This window comes from Aporhodopirellula aestuarii (genome assembly GCF_023701485.1).
Taxonomy (GTDB): Bacteria; Planctomycetota; Planctomycetia; order Pirellulales; family Pirellulaceae; genus Rhodopirellula; species Rhodopirellula aestuarii.
On record NZ_JAMQBK010000024.1, the window covers coordinates 68,839 to 87,015 of the forward strand.

The 18,177-nt window shown below is 56.6% G+C and carries 18 protein-coding genes; 1 reads left to right on the forward strand and 17 read right to left on the reverse strand.

The window, feature by feature from the left end; genetic code table 11:
* Nucleotides 1-8 precede the first annotated feature (8 nt).
* The 4 genes from NB063_RS08615 to NB063_RS08630 are packed head-to-tail and all read right to left on the reverse strand — an operon-like array spanning nucleotide 9 to nucleotide 2,021.
* On the reverse strand, nucleotides 9-524 hold the full coding sequence (locus NB063_RS08615) for a hypothetical protein (RefSeq protein ID WP_250928337.1): 516 nt from the start codon (nucleotides 522-524) through the stop codon (nucleotides 9-11).
* 53 nt (nucleotides 525-577) lie between these two features.
* On the reverse strand, nucleotides 578-994 hold the full coding sequence (locus NB063_RS08620) for a phage tail tube protein (protein WP_250928338.1): 417 nt from the start codon (nucleotides 992-994) through the stop codon (nucleotides 578-580).
* 17 nt (nucleotides 995-1,011) lie between these two features.
* Nucleotides 1,012-1,569, reverse strand: coding sequence for a hypothetical protein (locus tag NB063_RS08625; protein WP_250928339.1), 558 nt, complete (start codon nucleotides 1,567-1,569; stop codon nucleotides 1,012-1,014).
* A complete protein-coding gene (locus NB063_RS08630; RefSeq protein ID WP_250928340.1) occupies nucleotides 1,566-2,021 on the reverse strand; it encodes a hypothetical protein in 456 nt (151 codons plus the stop codon). Before NB063_RS08630 ends, NB063_RS08625 begins: the two co-directional genes overlap by 4 nt.
* A 337-nt stretch (nucleotides 2,022-2,358) precedes the next feature.
* On the opposite strand from NB063_RS08630, the gene NB063_RS08635 reads away from it, so the two are divergent.
* The gene (locus NB063_RS08635; protein ID WP_250928341.1) at nucleotides 2,359-2,838 is read left to right on the forward strand and encodes a DUF1569 domain-containing protein; all 480 of its coding nucleotides are present in this window, start codon (nucleotides 2,359-2,361) and stop codon (nucleotides 2,836-2,838) included.
* Here the strand turns inward: NB063_RS08635 and NB063_RS08640 are convergent.
* From NB063_RS08640 to NB063_RS08700, 13 genes are all read right to left on the reverse strand, one after another.
* Nucleotides 2,835-3,224 carry a hypothetical protein gene (locus tag NB063_RS08640; protein ID WP_250928342.1) on the reverse strand — a complete coding sequence of 130 codons (390 nt, stop codon included), beginning with the start codon at nucleotides 3,222-3,224 and terminating at the stop codon, nucleotides 2,835-2,837. The two genes, NB063_RS08635 and NB063_RS08640, sit on opposite strands and share 4 nt — an antisense overlap.
* Entirely contained in the window at nucleotides 3,221-3,499 is a 279-nt protein-coding gene (locus NB063_RS08645) for a hypothetical protein (protein WP_250928343.1), read from the reverse strand. Before NB063_RS08645 ends, NB063_RS08640 begins: the two co-directional genes overlap by 4 nt.
* A gap of 5 nt (nucleotides 3,500-3,504) precedes the next feature.
* Complete coding sequence (locus NB063_RS08650) at nucleotides 3,505-4,533, reverse strand: hypothetical protein (protein ID WP_250928344.1); 1,029 nt, start codon at nucleotides 4,531-4,533, stop codon at nucleotides 3,505-3,507.
* Nucleotides 4,523-5,134, reverse strand: a complete 612-nt coding sequence (locus NB063_RS08655; RefSeq protein WP_250928345.1) for a hypothetical protein — start codon at nucleotides 5,132-5,134, stop codon at nucleotides 4,523-4,525. Before NB063_RS08655 ends, NB063_RS08650 begins: the two co-directional genes overlap by 11 nt.
* Before the next feature lie 28 nt (nucleotides 5,135-5,162).
* Complete coding sequence (locus NB063_RS08660; protein WP_250928346.1) at nucleotides 5,163-5,489, reverse strand: DUF2190 family protein; 327 nt, start codon at nucleotides 5,487-5,489, stop codon at nucleotides 5,163-5,165.
* A gap of 20 nt (nucleotides 5,490-5,509) precedes the next feature.
* Nucleotides 5,510-5,842 (reverse strand): DUF2190 family protein, encoded by a 333-nt coding sequence (locus tag NB063_RS08665; RefSeq protein ID WP_250928347.1) that lies wholly within the window; start codon nucleotides 5,840-5,842, stop codon nucleotides 5,510-5,512.
* Nucleotides 5,843-5,905: 63 nt separating this feature from the next.
* Entirely contained in the window at nucleotides 5,906-7,924 is a 2,019-nt protein-coding gene (locus NB063_RS08670; RefSeq protein ID WP_250928348.1) for a Mu-like prophage major head subunit gpT family protein, read from the reverse strand.
* Nucleotides 7,896-9,389 carry a phage portal protein gene (locus tag NB063_RS08675; RefSeq protein ID WP_250928349.1) on the reverse strand — a complete coding sequence of 498 codons (1,494 nt, stop codon included), beginning with the start codon at nucleotides 9,387-9,389 and terminating at the stop codon, nucleotides 7,896-7,898. Before NB063_RS08675 ends, NB063_RS08670 begins: the two co-directional genes overlap by 29 nt.
* A gap of 63 nt (nucleotides 9,390-9,452) precedes the next feature.
* Nucleotides 9,453-9,650, reverse strand: coding sequence for a hypothetical protein (locus tag NB063_RS08680; protein WP_250928350.1), 198 nt, complete (start codon nucleotides 9,648-9,650; stop codon nucleotides 9,453-9,455).
* Nucleotides 9,651-9,972: 322 nt separating this feature from the next.
* The gene (locus tag NB063_RS08685) at nucleotides 9,973-14,931 is read right to left on the reverse strand and encodes a chemotaxis protein CheB (protein ID WP_250928351.1); all 4,959 of its coding nucleotides are present in this window, start codon (nucleotides 14,929-14,931) and stop codon (nucleotides 9,973-9,975) included.
* Nucleotides 14,928-15,152 (reverse strand): MerR family DNA-binding transcriptional regulator, encoded by a 225-nt coding sequence (locus NB063_RS08690; protein WP_250928352.1) that lies wholly within the window; start codon nucleotides 15,150-15,152, stop codon nucleotides 14,928-14,930. The genes NB063_RS08685 and NB063_RS08690 overlap by 4 nt, the downstream gene beginning before the upstream one ends.
* A gap of 480 nt (nucleotides 15,153-15,632) precedes the next feature.
* Entirely contained in the window at nucleotides 15,633-17,891 is a 2,259-nt protein-coding gene (locus tag NB063_RS32435) for a terminase gpA endonuclease subunit (protein WP_250928353.1), read from the reverse strand.
* Entirely contained in the window at nucleotides 17,881-18,087 is a 207-nt protein-coding gene (locus tag NB063_RS08700) for a hypothetical protein (protein WP_250928354.1), read from the reverse strand. The genes NB063_RS32435 and NB063_RS08700 overlap by 11 nt, the downstream gene beginning before the upstream one ends.
* Nucleotides 18,088-18,177 lie beyond the last annotated feature (90 nt).

The following is an 18,177-nucleotide window of genomic DNA, read 5'->3' on the forward strand; positions in this document are numbered from 1 at the left end:
CATTTGCATCAGTTGGCGGAGGGTGAGTGGTCCGGGGTCGACTCCGACGACTCCCGCGAGTTCGACGACGATTCGCTCGACATCGGAACCCCGAGTTTCTGTTCGAGGTCGCTGAGAAGCGTGTCCAGCAACTTCGGGTCGTCCAACCTTCTCTCGATCGCTTCCAATCCCCGAGTCTCGATCATCCGCTGTTTGTCGGCCGCCTTCCGCAGGAGACGGCGACGCGACTCCGGGAAGTACGCCACCAACGCATCGACGACCGCTTTGCAAGCTTCATCGATTGCGTCGCCGGCCAGCCCTTCAGCAAATGCCTCGTCATCGACGTCTTGTTGATCGGCTTGCGGTTTGCAGATCGCGAACAGGACGTCGCCCAACAGTAGCGGGTCGCTGGACAACTGTGTGATCAGATCGCCATCGATGGCGTCTAACAAGCGAACGTCGGTGAGTGCTTTCACGCGGCGAAGCGTGGTGTTGTCGATATCGACGATCCACACCCGGCCGCGACGATCAATGAATTTCTGCATGGGAAACTACAAATAGTGAGCAGCGAGAAAGCGAGACGAACCAAGAACGGCGTTTAGGTTCCACTACCGACAGGGACGTTGATACCGTTACCGGTCGCGGATTGAGTGGGCTTGAGCGTCACGTCGGCCGAGACGACCTCTTCGAGGTTTTGATTGACGTTGAAGGTCATGACTTCGCAGGTCAGTGTGAGTGAACCGCCGACGTCACTGATGTCGATATCACAGGGCGTGCCACTGCTCCAGAGCGTCTGAAGCATCGAGAACGAGGTGTCGCCATTTTTATTGAGGACGGTGAACTCGATCGAGGCATCCTTGAGTGTGCCCACGGTGGCTCGCCAACCGTTGTTGTCACGAGTGCTGGCATCCGCTTCGGCTTTTTCAAGATTGACCGTCAAGTCTTTGACGTTCTTGATTTCGGCACCATCGATGGTGAGGACGGCGTCGAGACCGAGGACTACTTCTGCTGACATATCGACCTTCTCTTGATTTACTTGACGGAATCACGCCAGAACTTGGGTAGACGTGATTGGTTGGATTGCAGGGCCGGTTTCATGAATGGACGTTTGGGATAACGTCGCGGCTTGTTCGCACCACGGCGTTCGTTTTCTTCTTCGACCAATCGTGTGGCACGATTGGCTTGAGCGGCGGTCTGCAAAAGCGTGCGAACAAATTTGCCCGGAGTTGTCTTGCGGATCGGACCGTGCTGGCCGACCCGGAAACGGTGACGCTTCAGTTGGCGTCGCTTTGTGACAACACCGCCGAACTCGTGTAGGTTCCACAGGCGACCAGCGATTTCGTTGACCGGTCCTATTACTGCCTCTTCGCGGTCCCGATTCACCTCGTAGCGAATCACGCGGCGAAGCATTCCCGTCTGCGTGTGCGGTGGCGAACCGGGGCTCGACGGCTTCTTCCGTTTACGGATCGATCGCTTCGCGGTTATCCGAATGGTTGCGGCGGCATGACCAAGCGAGCGGAAGTTGGCGGCTTGAACTTTCTTCTGGACTTTCGCTTGATCGAAACGAACACGCGTCCGAATCTGGATCACTTGGCGAGCTCAAACGTCAACGTCAGTAAACTCGTAAACTGATTGAACTGCGTCCAGTGTTCGGTGGAGTACAGGACAGCGTTTTCGACCTTCACACACCGTGCGGCGACAAAAGAATTGAGTCGTTTGAGTCGGAAGTAGTCGGCGATTTCCTCGACGAAGAACACCAGCGGGTCGATTTCTTTGGCATCGCCCTTGCTAAACTTCTTCTGAATTGCAACATCGATCGTCGCGTGAAACTTGTTGCTGACTCGATCGAGCGGCAAGTATTCGACCTCACGTGGCACCACGGTAACTCGCAGCTCCTTCATGTCTTCGAGATCGAAGTTGGGAACATACAATCGTTGTGCAGCGAGGTTTTTCTTTGAGAACTCGCCGGCATTGATTTCAGCGACGACGCTGTCAGCAATTTGAATGACGGTGGCAGGTGTGGCAGTAGTGGTTGCAGTCATATGTCGGTGTCGACCATTCTTGTTTGGACGCGGAGTTTAACTCGCAGGGAGATGATCGGATTGCAGAGGATGCGACCGCTGGCTATCTCAGCTTCCTTACGGTCCTATTAGGGAGATCCAGTTCATTTTGTTTCGGGTTGCGTAGATTTGAAGATTCACATGTCCACTCGGGCCACCGATCCGTTTCCTTGACACTGAAGTCTGCCAATGAACATACTCTCGGGACTTAACAAGGTCGCCCTATCCGATCGGTATTGCGGATACTATCGTTGACGGCCAATCTGCCGCTTACATTCTGCATTGACCTGTTACCGGAAACATGGAAAGAGAACTCTGAATGCCTCAAAGACGAATGGATCTGTGCTTCCCCAATTTGAACGCCGCTTGTGAGGACGTTCGTCACTTGCGTCAAGTTGGCAATGAGTTGAGCGGGCAATGGAGTCTTGCCCAGATTCTCGATCACCTGAATCTTTCGTTGCAGATGACGCTCACCGGTGCTGAGTTCACGTTCCCTGTTCTTTTGCGGCCACTGTTTCGAGTAATGTTCAGCCGCACGTTGCGTGTTGGGAAGCCGTCGAAATTGCGTGGAAAGGCTCCAAAGGAGATTCAGCCCTCCGCAAATCTTGATGAAGATTCCTGTGCAAATCGCTTTTATGAACTTTGCGATACCCTAATGCAGCCCGACACCAAATTCGTTGAGACCTATCCGATGCTCGGGCGGTTAAACCGGGAGCAGTGGCTTCAATTGCAACAGTGGCATTGCGCTCATCATTTGAGTTTTGCGGTGCCCCACGTATCTCGTTCAAACATCGCCTAATCACCATCAACAATCGTGTCGACCAGTTTGGTGTGAATGCGAAGTTTGACGCGGAAAGGGTCGCTGTATCGCCACGGTGGTTCATTGCCGATCGACATCAGTTCGTAAACGAACGTCGTGTCTCCGTCGGTTTCGAGGATGCGATCGCCGCGTCGTGGCCAGGTACCGATGAAGCTGCCAAGCAGGTCTTTGGAGTTGATCAGAAAGTCACGGACTTGGGCTCGCGTGATGATTCCCTCGCCATCGTCCTGTTCGTATTCCGACTTTCCGATCGTGGCTGGCAATTCGACGGATAACTCATCGCGTTGATAAGTCACTAATCGAGATGCGTGCTTGGTCAGCTTGTCAGACAGCCAGGCCTGACCGCGTTGCAGCAGGTCGCTCACGATTTGGCGGACCTTGATGTGGTTGCTGGCTTCGACTTAAGCAGTGTTGCTGCCTTTTCGCCCAGCTCTTCACGCCACGCCTCGTCGGCCCGACGTTGATATTCGTCGGCGATCGCCTCGGCCTCTTCGTTAAGCTGCTGCTGTCGGAAGCTGGTCGGCCGCACAAGCGGCTGGGTGAAGTTGAGGTTGCCGCCGTCTCGGTCGCGTTTCTTAGCAGGCAATAAGGCCACAGCAACGAGAACCAGGACGACAACGGTTGCAATTCCAAGAATCATGAGCCTTACATGCCTCGCTTGATGAGAATGAATCCGAGTAGAATGATCGCAACGACAATCAATGCGAGCGTCGCCAATTCGCCGGCGCCGGCCCAAATCAGTGCGTTGCGCCCGTCAGAATCGCGGTCGAAGAGTGGCTCGCGATCACGGTCCCGATCGAAGGGCCGCCACGTGGGCTCGGTCGGTTCGATCGGACAATAGCCGTCCGGACAGTCTTCAGGAGAGAGTTGAAGCGTTGGCGAGATCGCCGAATCCCAAGAATAGCCTCGCGATTTGAGAGCTCCAGTTTTCTGGGCTTGGCGAGTCTGCTGATAGAGTTCGTATCCGTGTCGCAAATCGTCGTACAGTTCCGCCGGAGTCGATGGCAACATCGTGTAGCCGGCTGCATGAACGTGACCTCCGCTTGAATCCTGGAAAAGAACGACGGGGAACTGGCTTGCCGGCACGATGTCCGCAAAGCGAGTTTTGTAGAGGGCGTTGCTCTCGGTGTAGACCTGGAATTCACAGCTCTTTCGGAGTTTCGAGAGCTTTGCGTCCTTGTTAAACCATTCCAACAACTGTTGGCTCTTCGCGTCGTTGCCGATAAACAAGGCGATCTGGTATCGCTTCGGGGATGGCTGTGGGACCGCGTTGTCGTTGGCATTTGTCGGCGTGACAAAAATCGGCGCAGGAACGGTCGGTGCGGGCACGGTCGTTGGCGACGGAGTTGCGGGCTGGACGACCGGTCTGGCGGGAACGACGTGATAGGGCCGAATGGTGGGCCGCACAACGGGCGGACATGACGGCGGGCAATAGCCGGATTGCTGCTTGAGCTCGCCTTGTGCTTCCAGATTCACGTGGGCCGGTTCAGGCAGCTTCTCAATTTGCCGCCCAACCTGCGGAGCGGGTCGCGCTGTCGGAAGCCGCCACTCGTCGCTCACTTGTGGCTTTGGCGTTCGATGCAGCGCGGTAAACACGGCTGCAAGCATAACCGCATGCAGCACCGCGACAACGATCAGACCGGCGCTCAGTCGGATCCGAATTTCATCCTTCATCAATGACCTCATAGCTTCGATAGGGCAGGGAACTGGCGGGGTCTTCCATAACGGTTAGGGCAAAGCCCCCGTAGCCCGCCCAGAGGCGTACGAATTGTTCACGTGGCGTGAGTTCAAACCGGCCCGGATAGTTGTTGTCGAGAATCGCGGCGTATTGCTGGCCGTTGCGTTCAACCCAGCCAACGAAGGTGCAGCAGTGGGCGGGCTTCCACCACAGAATCGCGCCGCGACGAGTGGCGTTGGCCCAGTCCAGAAATCGCGGATCGGCTTTAACGGTGTAGCTGTAGTCAATGTCCGCTGCATCGAGTCGGTTTCGCAGCCGCGTGTCCCACTCGCCATCGCTGTAGGTCGCCCGCCATCGCTCGCCGAGTTCGTACTCGTTGAGCCAACGCAGATGATTGACCAGTGAAGCGTGGACGCAGCTGCCTTGATTGAGCCTGCCAGTCCAGTTGCGTTGATGAAGCTGGGGCGGGAGATTGGCCACTGGTCGTTCTACTGGTGGTGCCGGAAGTGGACGCACTTGTTCCGACTGTTCCGGCAAACACCCTGTCACCAGCAGGAGCAAGAATGCGGTAGCAATCGAACGTGGGAGCCCTTTCACTCGGATTTCCTCTTCAAGAGAATGGGAACTACTGCGTCAGTAGGACGCGAACGTAGGAGGTGCCGGGAGAAGCCGGCAAAACTGACTTGCCAAGCAGCGGATGTCCGCTGGCCGTTTTGACCACATGCCAACTGACCGTGGACCAATAAAGTCGAGTGCCAACGTCGATGTTGGTCGACGGATCTTTCAGGACATCGAAGACGCCGCGAACCGCGATCCCGCCCGTGCGACCGGCGGCAACGAAGAATTTGCTGACTCCTACCAGGTCCCCCAGAACAATGATCGAACCGGCGGCCACGTCCGCAGCAGGAAGGAAATCTACGGTCGCTCCGTCGTGCAGGAAGACTGCGGACATCGCGAGTCAGTGCCCTTTTACTATTGGCTCAGGCGGACACGCACGATTTCATCGTCGGTTGCTGCGGGCAGTACCGCTTTTCCAAGCAGCTTGTTACCGGTCGCCGTCGTCTGCGGCTCGTTACTTCCGTCGACGTAAACTTTCTGGCCGACCGTGAAAGCAACCGCGCCGGCAGGATCTTTGGGCACGTCGAAAACGCCCTCAACGGCAATCGCTCCCAGCGTGTCGGCTTTGATCGCTCGCCTGGTAATACCGACAAGATCGCCTTGAACCACGATCTCTCCAGATGCAAGATCGGCGACGGGTGTGTGATCGATGGCCGAACCATCGTGAACGAACTCTGCTGCAGACATAAAAACCTCAGGTGGACTCGAATGTGTTGGTTGCTGTGACGGGGAAGACACGGTTCCCAGGATTTACGCTTCGCCCGTGACCTTCACGGCTGCGCGGTGGTCTTGAGAATTCACGCCAAAGTCGATGTACGATCGGAAACCCATACCCAGCGTGTTCGGCGGCATTTCGACTCGCTCGATGACCGGCGTGCGACGGCCATTGAGGAACACGATCTCAAACGCCGGCAGCACATTGGGGTTGGCGAACAGATACCACGCCGTGCCGCTTGCGCCGGTGTAGTACGAATCCGACAAGTGAGGCGTACTGATGATCCGGTACTTATTGCGGTGCGGGTTATCGACTGGGATTTTGGTCGGTGAGCCTTGAGCATCGATCATCAACTGGGACGAGCCCATCAGCAATTCCGCCTCGGTTTCAAGCTCCACTGGAACCACCAAGTACTCGGGGCGAATATTGATCGGTTTCTGATCTTTGGGTTTGCCGCCTGGACCGGCTTTCTGTTTGCGGAAGGTGGTCTTGGCGACGGTCAACGCATCGGGACCGAACTTAGTGTCGGCACCGGAGAGCAGGTTCGCGTTACCTGAGGAGAAGAAGCCCGTGTTCTTCAGCAGCAGCGTGAAGAACAGATCGTCGATCGACTCGGCTCCGGAGCGTCCCATCTGGCGTGGGATATCCATGAACGCCGACAAGTCGTCGTTAATGATGTCATGTCGCGTCAGCGTCAGGATCTGGCCATACGTGTCGGCCTTGTTACTGAATTTTTGGTCCGATAACTTACCGTGCTTGAGTTCCCCATCAGGGGCGACTTGCTCAAAACCACCGGTCCCGAGCAAACGATAACGGGCGACTTCCTTAAAGTCGGTGACCGTTCCCACGCTGCAAAGATCGAAGGCGGCGATCGGGGTGTTTTGATAGGCCGCCAGCAGCGTCTTGTTCATGACGTTTTCCATGATGCTGGGCAGACTCATGGAACTGAAACCCGCTCGAATGGTTGCCGTACCATCGCCAAAGACGCGAGGCACGTCGATGCCTTCCATGCGAGCGCACTCGGCGACGAGTTCACGCAAGCCGATGTGACGTAGCGGGTTGGCGGCGTTGAGCGTCTTTTCGCCATAGCTGGCTAGCAGCGTTTTTTCTTCGATGCCGACCGACAGGCAGGCAGCAGCTTCGAGGACCTCGCGACTGTATCGCGGTGAGTTTTGCGTCTGCTCGGGAGCCTTGGGGCGTTCGCTTCTCAGCACGGCGAGTTCCGTTTTGGTTGTGGACCAGCCTTGCTCAATCGCATCGGCTTCGATATCGGCATGATTGCCCGCACACACCTTGCGAATGCCGGCGATGCGACGAGATTCCGCAGCGGCTTCGGCACGCATGTCGTTGACCGGTGAAGTGGTCGCTGTTTTGTTTTCGGTCTTTGGTTTGGTGCTCATGTTCAAACTTGCGTTGACGGGTTCGAGGTCGTCGGTTTCTTCATCCGTATCGCCGGGATCATCGCCCTCGGCGTAGTTGCCGGCAGCGACGCGAGCCTCGGTATCGTCGTCAGCACCCAAAGCGACGAACGAAACCTCGCCCAGCGTTGACTTGCGAGCGACATAGACTGGCCCCTTGAACTCGCGACCATTGGCGTTGGCCGTTTTGCCTTCAGGAATGAACACAACCTTGTCGGCACTCGCACCCAGCGAGGCTTGCCACGGGAAACCGTTTTCACTGGTCGCGATCACTTCCTGAGCCGTCGCACCAACTCCTGAGATCACGCCGGCGACTTCGAGCGATTTGTCGGTGATCGCGATGTCGTCTGTGTGCCCAACGATGCTGCCCCGATCGTGGTCTTTCAAAATCGGACGAGACTTGCGGGTCACTCGCATGCCAGCTAAATCGACCACCACCGGATAAGGCCAACCGCCCAACCGCATCGCACCGCCGGTGTACGCGGTCATCGAGAACTTACGCAGTGACGGCTTGCCTTCTTCTGGCGTTTCGGCTGCGGCGAGCGTGATCGTCGCAGCGTCGTCACAAACGATTCGCAGCGAACTGGGAACGGATTCGGCGTCGGCTTCAAGCGGCGCGTGCTGTGTCTTCGGCATTGTCTTCCGTGACCTTGGTTGAGGGTTGGGTTTCAGTTTCATCGCTGGCCGACAGACCAAGCTCACGCATCAGCGACACTTCTTTGGCACGCTGTTTGAGTTCCGTCTCCCAATCACGCCCCTGCCGCGCAAATTCGATGGCCAGAGTCGTCGTATGATTCGAGAGACGGATCTTTTGGGCATTGGCTTCTTTGGCGGGATCGACATGTTCGTGCCCGTCCCAGAACCATTGGTGCTCGAACGTGCTGTCGAGCGTGCGAAGCGAATTGGGCAGATAGCCCTCGATGAGAATGGCTTCGCGAAGCCAAGCAATCAAAACGCGATCCAGCACGACGCGAGCGAGTTGGGTTTGCTCAACACGGATCGACTTGAAGTAGGTTTGGTGATCGAGTCGCCCACTCGCGTAGTTGTAACCGCTAGAATTTCCAGCAGCGACATTGAAAGGCATGTTCAAGCAGCGAGCGATCTCGTTGAGGATCTCTTTCTTGAATTCGGCATACGTGGTCGATGGTTGCTCCGACCTCATTTGAGCCATCTTCCAGCCGCCCGGCATCGTGAGCAGCATTCGCTTCTCAAGTTCGATCGGCTCGAATGGTTCCGCAGCGTCTGCCTCACCATTGGCCGGCGCGTCGGTGTAGAGGATGCCAGCAAAGTCAGCCGCGGTTTCGGCAGCCGCAAGTACGGCGAGTGTGAACCGACGAAGTTGTGCGAATAGAGGCAACGCCGGCGTGATGTCGGGAATGCCACGAATCTGACCCGGACGATCGCAGCGGAAGTAGTGCAGCACTGCGGCGGCCGGCACCGTGTCAAACTCCTCGTTAATCGCAAACGTCACATCGCCAGGATGTTCGCGAAGCACGTCGTAGCTGAGCGGGTTTCCGTCGGTATCAAACTGGATTCCGTCGATGTATCGTGTTCGGTCCGCAACCAACGTCGGCGAGGCCACTTGGTCGGCTTCGATCAATCGCAAGTCGAGCTTCACGGTCGAGTCAACTCGTTCGTTGCTGGTCAGCAAACCAAACGATTCACCGTCCGAAACGCGGGCGAGTCGCATGGTTCGTAGCTTTTCCGCCAGACCTACCGCCTCGGCCCAAGCGGAGAACTCTTGTTCGACAAAACGATTCGCTTCAGCATCGGGCGTCAGCATTTGCAAACGTGGCCCAGTGCCCACGACATCATTCGCCAGCGTTAACGTGATCCCGCGAGCGTAGCTGTTGTTGGCGACCTCGTATCGCGACCGATTGCGAAGTGTTCGCCTCACATCGGGACTATTCGCTGCAGCAGACGACAGACCATCGGCCCGCGACCAATGTTTCATGTTGTCGAGCGTCGTGTTCGCCGCGTCGTACTTCGCACGAAGCCGCGAGAAGAAGGGCTGCCGGGGCGAGCGTCCCGGCGTGGATGAAGAGCGGGAAGCTCCGCCACGCCATGCTTGCTCGATAATCCCTGACAAACGTTTCAACATCCGTGATGTAATCCTATTGCCGTCCCCGGCAGCCCTGTGCTCATCGCAAAGCAAAAAGAATGATCAGCCAGCCGACGGCGGCACGATCTTGTTAAATCGCAAGCCGCGATTCGGCTTCCGAACCGCGTCCTTGCCAGCGAGATGCTTGTCCGCAGCGATCTGCTCCGTCAGCTTGTGCTGCTCAACCGAACCCGCATCACCCGAAGCCTTCGCAGGCCCCGCAGCGTTCTCACGAATTTCATCATTGAGATCATCAGCCATCGCCGGCACTCACTTGCTCGAAAACAAACGTCCCTCTCAGGGTTACTTAGGCGAAGTGAGCCGTGGGTAAACCAGAAAATTGGCCGCGAAACGCAAATCGTCCTCTGGTATCTCTCGTGAGGATCCAGAATTGTGTTCCCCGATGCGTCGGTTGATGAAACGAACAGGCCAAGAGTAGAGATAAGGCTCCGGTGTCGGCCACCGGAGCACCGAAAAGAATCGGCAGAAAAACACGAAGAAGTCTGGCAGGGTGATTTGTCGAAGGTGAATCACCAATTTGCTAGCAGCGAATAGCTGTATGCCCACAAATCTGCCAGCTTACTCAGTTGAAATCAGAACTGTTCGAGCCTTCGCGTACCAGCCGGTCGATCATGCCGATCATCACTTTGCTGTCGACCGGTTTGGTGGTGTAGTCAGTGCAACCGGCAGCAAGACACTCGTCTCGGTCTTCTTTCATCGCGTTGGCGGTCAAGGCAATGATGGGAAGCTTGCAACCAAACTGCCGTAGTTCAGCGACTGCCTCGTAGCCGTCCATCACTGGCATCTGCATGTCCATTACGATGATGTCTACTTCCGGTGCATCCTCGGCGGTAACGAAGTCGACCGCTTCTCGCCCATTGGTTGCCGTGTGTACGGTTCCGCCAGCTTTTTCAACGAAGTGTTGAGCGAGATAGCGAATGTCACGTCGGTCATCGACGATGAGCACGCTGCAGGAAATTTGCGGATCGTCGCTCGCCGCGTCCAACGGCGTTTCGCGGTTCAGATTGGGTTCAATGAGTTGCGTTTCGTTTTGCACGTTCAGCACTAAACTGAAACGGCTGCCCTCACCGGGTTGGCTGTCGGCTGTAATTTCGCCGCCAAGCGAGTAAGCGAGACGACGACAGATGGTCAAGCCAAGACCTGTCCCGCCAGCGGAGCGGGTTGTGGTGGCATCGGCCTGCGTGAACGGTTCAAACAGCGAATCCAGCTTATCCTCGGCAATGCCCAGCCCCGTGTCGATCACATCAAAGTGCATCGTTTGGTCGGACTGGTCGTAGCGAATCACAAATCGAACTTCACCGTCATCGGTGAACTTAATTGCATTGCCAACCAAGTTTAAAAGCACCTGCCTCAGTCGGACCGGATCGGTGTCGATCATCTCGGGAACAGGTCCGTCAAATTCGATCTTCAACGGCAATCGTTTTTCGGCCGCTCGCACGTCCATCAATGATCGAACTTCACCCACGATCGCATCGGGCCGCACCGGTCGCGATGCGACTTCCATCTTGCCGGCGTCAATCTTCGACAAGTCCAAAATGTCATTGATGATATACAACAAGTGCCGACCGTTACGGCGGATCGTATCGACGACCGACAAGTTGTCAGGATCTTTCAGGTGATCGTTGAGGATATCAGCGTGACCCAAGATGGCCGCCATGGGCGTTCGGATTTCGTGCGACATGTTGGCCAGAAATTCACCACGTGATCGGTTCGCGGCTTCGGCCTCGTCGCGTGCTTGAGCGAGTCGTTCGCGCTGTTTGTGCTGATCGGTGAAATCAAGTACGGCCACGACCGTGTTGCGAGCGACTTGCTTCCCTTTCACAGTTCTGTAGTAGACGCGTTTGGAGGCGCGGACCCAGCGGACTTCGCCATCGGGGAGTAGCACTCGATGCTCAAATGAACTGACGCGTTCATCGGGATCTTGGATAAAACGGTCAATTTCTGCGACCAGTCCCTCACGCTCTTCCGGGTGAAACCGATCGTGAATCTCGTTGCGTGATACCGCTTCACCGGACGGCAGACCAAACGTTTTGGCCGCGATGTCATCGAGGACCGCTTGGTTGGTTTTGTAGTCGACTTCGATAACCCCAATCTTTGCCAAGTTAATGGCCAGTCTCGCGCGACCTTCGCTAATCTCCAACCGCTGAAACGCAGTCGTCGTGTCAGTGATATCACGGGCAACCCCGGCCACACGATTGATTGATCCGTCGGACTCGCGGATTGCGTTGGCTTTGTCGGCAATCCAGCGGGTTTCGCCTTCGCGAACGATGCGATACTCAACTTCAAAAGGTCCTACGTCGGGCTCGCTAATGAATCGTTCGAACGCCCTGCTAACCCGCTCCCGGTCGTCGACGTGAATCGCTTCGGACCAATGCCGGGCGTCTTCCAATAGATCTTTGGCTTTGCGTCCCCACAACTTCTCGTACGCGGGACTGACGTAAAGCACACGCTCGGGATCAATCTGCGTGATCCAGAACACGTAGTCCGATACCTCCGCAATCTGCCGCAAACGTTCCTCGCTGGTCGACAACTCCAACTGCATCCGTCGCAGATCCGTCACGTCTTCGACGACCGAGTTGACACCGATCACTTCAGCATCGTCGGCATGTTTGTCGAACACCGGATGGTAGCTGACGCGATATTTGTGCAGTTTTTCATCAGCATGGGTCTGTCCGATGACCTCCAAATCGTCGATCGGCTTGCCCGTTGCAAAGACCTGCTCGTAGCACTGCTCAACTCCCTCCACCAATGGCTCGGGTAAAACATCCCGCAGCGTTTTACCGATCGTGTCTTCGACCGACACGCCGTTCACCTCCGCCAGCCGACGATTGATGCTCCGGTAGGTGCGATCCTTGGCGATGAAGGACAAACCGATTGGCGTGGCTTCGTAGATGGTTTCCAGTTCGGCCAAACGAGTTTGTGCGATCTGTTTGCTACGCTTGAGATCGGTGACGTCGGAGAACGTCATCACGACCCCGCGAATATGATTGTCTTCGGTGCGATAGGGCTGCAGCCGGCCGAGAAAACTCTTTGCATCGGTCGTTGCAACGTCACACTGACGCGGCTGGAGTGATTCGAGAACCTCACGAGCCAACTGGAACAATTCATCGGTGTTGAAGTCGGCACGAACGTCCAGCAGAGGACGCCCGTTGTCCGATGGAATCAAGTGGAACAGATCGGTCGCTGATGGAGTGAAGCGGCGGATGCGGAAATGGGTGTCGATGAACACCGTCGGCAAATGCGTACTCAGCAGCAAGTTGTTGAGGTCATCGGTAGTGTCCTGCAACTGATGCAGCTTGATTTCCAACTGGTTGTTCAGCGTGACCAATTCTTCGTTGAGTGATTGCAGTTCTTCTTTTGACGTTTCTAGCTCTTCGTTGCCGGCCTGCAGTTCCTCGTTGACCGCCATGGACTCTTCGTTAGCCGCCTGCAACTCCTCGTTGGCCGTTTCGAGATCTTCGATCGTCGTGGATAACTGTTGGCGAGTTGTATCGAGCTCGTGAGACAGCTCGCTGTTTTCGAATCTCAAGGACTCAATCAAAGCGTCCTTGTCGTCTGCTTCGACATCAAACTTGGCCGCTAGCTGCGCGGAATTTGGTTTGGATTGGGGTGGCGCGGGAACATCGGTTGGTGTTGAGCTGCCTGAGATATCCGCTGGCATGAACGAGAGCAACACCGCACCGTCTTGTCCTCGCAGCGGTCGCGCCACCAACCGGACGGGATAGTATTTTCCGTCTCGGCGTACGCGTCCATCGACGGTGTGCGTATCAAACGAATCGCGAACCCTGCGTAGCAGCGGCCGAACTTTGCTCCGCAGACCTTCGCGGACCATGTCCAGAATGAGCGGTGGTGGACCACCAAGTTCACCAACTCCGGTTTGCAAGTACTGGTCGATCTGTCCTTGCAGGTACGTCGCCCGGTCGTCGACGTTGACCACGGCGACGCCCATCTTCGCTTCACGAATCATCTGCCGCTGGACAAGCGTCGCCAGATTGCCACGTCGCTGATCCGTCTCCCTCCTTGTCGGCCGGGTCTCGGTCATCGAAGGCGGCGGATCGTTGTCCCGCTCGATCGGCGGCATCGCCGCCGTTGCGGTCCGTTTGAATAATCGCCATCGTTTGTCAATCGCCGTGAAGTGACGCGATGCATCACCCGTCGATTCGCTGCTGCCCAAGAAGAGTCCGCCGCCTTCTTTGAGTGCAAACTGAAAAACATCGAGCACACGCCGCTGGGCCGGCCGGTCGAGGTAGATAAGCAGGTTTCGGCAGACGATCAGATCAAGCTGCGAGAATGGCGGATGTGACAGCACGTTCTGCTCAGCGAAAACGATGGTTTCCCGCAGTCGTCGTGAGACTTGGTAGTGATTGCCTTCTTTGTGAAAGAAGTGCTGCAGTCGCGTCGAGGTCAAATCGGCCACGACCGATTCGGGATACAGTCCTTCGCGGGCCGTCGAAAGTGCCTCGGTCGAGATGTCGGTCGCAAAGATTTGAAACGAGGGTCGTTTTGGCGCGGTGTCCGCATTTTCATGACACAACATTGCCAGCGAATAAACCTCTTCGCCGCTCGCGCACCCGGCACACCAAATCCGAATCGGCCGCGAATCCTCACTGGCCTTGATCATCGGTCCCAGTAGAGTTTTTTGCAGCGAATCCCATGCATCCGGGTTACGAAAGAATTTTGTCACGCCGATCAGCAGATCCGACTTCAGGCTGGCGGCTTCTTTCTTGTCGTCCTTCAGCAGATGCAGGTAATCCTCCATCGATGTGAGCTGCTTTAGCCCCATGCGACGCCGAACACGGCGGGTCATCGTGTTGCGGCGATAGCGGCGAAAGTCGGTGCCGGAATTTTCCTTCAGGTGTGTGATAATCGCTTCGAGTTGATCACGGTGTTGAATGGATTCTTGCGCCGACAGCAAACTGTGCTCGCGAGCATGCTGGACGTAACTCACCAATCGATGACCGATCTGTTCCGCCGTCAGCGTGAAGTCGACCTGCAAGGCGTTGATCGCGCTTTGCGGCATACCGATGTGTTCGGCGTCGTGCGGATCTTGGGCGACGGTCAAACCGCCACACATTTTGATCTCTTTCAAACCTGCGGTGCCGTCGGTACCCGTGCCTGAAAGCACGACGCCGACAGCGTATTCGCATAGATCTTCGGCCAACGACCGAAAGAAGTAGTCAATCGACATTCGTGCCCCGCGTTCTTCCGTCGGCTGCGTCAGCTTTAGAACGCATTTGTCGATCAACAGATACTTGCCAGGCGGAATGACGTAGACGTACCCGTCTTCGATCTCGGTATCCTCAGTGACTTCCTGAACATGCAAGGAAGTCTTCCGCTGCAGAATCTCCGTCAGTGCACTGTCATGCGTTGGATCCAGGTGTTGAATGATCACAAACGCCATCGGAGGATCGTTCGGCAGACTGGACAACATCCGCATCAACGCATCAAGACCTCCGGCGGAGGCGCCCACACCAACAACCACCGGGCGTTCGTGGGAAGATTCGTCTTGTTTGTCGTTCACGAATTTTCCTCGCGTTCTTTGAGACGCCGCTTGATGAATGCTTCAATGTCTTTGGAGCGGTAGTAGCGGTAGCCAGTTAGCGGATGCCGCTGAGCAACCAAGGTGCCCGATCGATCCCAATTGCGCAGCGTCTCGGTCGTCACGCCACACATTGTTGCCGCTTCGGCGATCTTCAGCAGACCCTTCAGTTGCTCTACTCTTTCCTGCACGTTCGTTGACACGGCCAACACTCCAAAACCTTACAAAAACCAAATTGCAAACAAAGGATAATCGATTTGGCGAAGGGCTAACAGACGTTTTGGGCTGCGTCGGCACTCCGATTCTCTTTTGAAACGCTAATCCGGCCATTCAACGAGGACTACAAACTTACTTTTTGAACACTCGCGATCGCTAACAAGTGCGCGTCGGACCTAGACGAAAAAAGCCAGCATTGAGCTGAATCGGGTGGATCTTTGTCGTTGAGATGGACCAGGAAAAAAATGAGGCCGCGGCATGTTGGAAAAGCACACGTATCGCTAGCAATGACGTCAGCTCGCTACCCGGGGGTTCAATTACCGGGCATTTCGAAGTCGAAGGAGTCTTATCGTGTCAGACCTAACCACTCCGTTGCAGCGGGTTTCTGCCGATTCTCTTCGGTGCCCCGGTGGCCGACACCGGGCGCTCCGGTTTTCTTGACTGCAGCGCTCTACCGAACGGTGGAGCTAGCTTCGTTTTCTGCGTTGAAGCTCTTTGAAACTAACCCGTCCTCTTTTTGGTGCGAATGGTCGATCGGTTCCAAATAACAACGCTCCCTGCATCGACGCGGCGACAGCGGTTCCGACTAGGCAGTCGAGCCAGTGGTTGTCGGGTTGCTCGGGGCGGGCTTTCCATTCGTCGACGGTTCGGCCGCGGCCTTCGGTTTTGATGAAGTACTCGGCGGTGATTTGCTCGGCGAACATGCGGTGTTGCTCGGCGCGGTCGCCGAAGACGGAGAGGCAGCCTCGGTCGCCCATGGCGACGGCGAGTCGGGCGTGGGTGAAGGACTTCCACCAGTTTGTGTCGTAGATGACGTGCCGGATGGCTCGTTTGCCGTGGACCGAGGGGACTCGCCAGTTGAGGCCGACGCGATCACCGGGCCGGCGTTTGTATTCGCTAAAGGGGCTGGACGATGCTCCAACGAAGCGTCCGTGGGAGGGAAGCAGGATCGAGGCGTGAGGGCTTTGTCGGCAGAATTGGTAGACGACGTTGGTGGAGTGGCCCCAGTTGGCGTCGATGAGGCAACGTTCGATTTTCATTGCCGCGCCGTCGTCGCGTTGCCATTCTCGGCCAAGTAAGTCGGTGGTCAGCTTTTCCATGCCGGCGTAGAGCGAGCCTTCGAGCCCGGTGCCTTCGGTGGCGAGCGTGTACCTCGCGTCGCGGAGTGTGAAGTAGGAACGTTTCTGGTCGGGGAAGGATCCATAGTCGACGACGTAGCCGGTGAAATCGTCTTCCCAGGCGGCGACGACGTAGAAGAGCAGTTTGCCTTGGACGTCGATGAACGCGGTGAGGTGGTTGGCGGCGATGGGAATGCAGCACCGGTTCATTCCGTTGAACTTTTGCGCGACTTGCTCGGCGGTGAGTTGGTCGGCATCGACGGTTTCGGCCGGCAACGGTTCGTTTTGATATTCGGCGAAGAACGCGGCTTCGTCTTGAAGCTTCAAGTTCATCGCGTGCTGGATCGCGGACAACTCGTCGTGGTTGAAACGCTCTTTCCATGCGACGTCGGCACCTTCGTCCATCGCAGCCTTGTTCTTGCGATAGAACTCGGTGCCGGCCGCTCCGCCATCGCCGGCTCGCAAACCTTCGCTGCGGATCTCGGCGTAGCGTTCCCACAGGGTTTCGTTGGTTGGGAACGAGTTGACCATTCGCGTTCGCGAGCCGTTCCACTCGGGATGCTTGTCGCGGTCGAGGATGTTGTCGGCCATGTCGCCGGGGCGAATGACCGTGCACGGCATGATGCCGGAGATCTTTTTGCCAGGGCCAGCGAGCCCGAGCACCGCGCCGGCGAGTATCGCTTCGCGGTTGGCACATTGCGATAGCGAACGAGCAGACTCGTCGGTTTGCGGATCGTCGAGGACGACCAACGATGGCCGGACCGTTTTGCCGTCGGGCCGTTTGAACTTCATCCCGCGGATTCGGCCGGTGAGGCCAGCGACTTTGATGATTGCACCGCTCGCTTTGCTGCCTTCGATGCTGGGGAGGACGACTTCTTTCGCGGTCCAGCCGATTTGCGTGCGTTTTCCTTGGTGGAGTTGTCCGTTGGCTCGGTTGGCTATGCCGTCGAGTGCTTGAATCGGAAAGCAAACCTCGGGGTAGTCGGCCAGTAGTAGGTCGTTGCCGTCTAGTTCGGTCTTGATGGATTCGAGCATGTCGCAGGCGTGGCCTTCGTCGCTGCCGATCAAGCAAACGAAATCGCGATAGCCGTTAAGCACCGCCCAGATACAGGCGACTTCGGCGAGCGAACTCTTGCCGCTACCGCGAGCCATCGCCAGCGAAAACAAACCGCCTCGAACGACGGCTTCTTCGATTTTGTTGATGACGGCGATGTGGTCCGGCGACCAGGAGAGATGAAACGTCAGCGAAAAGTAGGCTTCGCAAAAGTATCGGAAACTGTCGGCGGCTTTTGATTTACGTTCACCGTCGGCGACCGGTGGCAGTTCTCCGATGTCCCGGCCGGCCAGTGACTTCGCTGCGTTTCGTTCCCGCGAGTAGTCCTTGTGCTTTTCGTAGGCATCGGTGTCGTCAGCTTTGGGTCGGTGTCGGTCTTCGATTAGCAGGCCGGCGAACTTCAGCAAGTGAACGCTCTTGCCGTCACCGATGCGAAGACCTGCTCGCGTTCGATAACGGTGGAGTTGTCGTTCGTTGATGACTTCGCCGAGCGACGTGCTGTTGAGTAGCCGGCAACACTCGCTCGGTCGAAGTTTCGCTGGGTCAAGTTGCACGTCGTGTCTCCTGGAGTAGCCACGCGACGTAGGCGACCACGTTGAGCGTTCCGTCAGAGTTGGTTGGTGCGCCGGCGGCAACGTCGGCCTCGATTTGCTCCGGCGTGAATCGCGTTTGGCAGGCGTTACTGATCGCGGTCGCGGCGTCTTTGATCGGCAGCGAGTTAATCGTCACTGCTTTGCGTTTGTCTTCCATGACTGCTCTTGATTGGAGGGCTTCGCGACACGCCGCACACGTCGACGACTGTCGCGAATGTTTGCATGTTTGGCGTGGTTAGCCGCATGT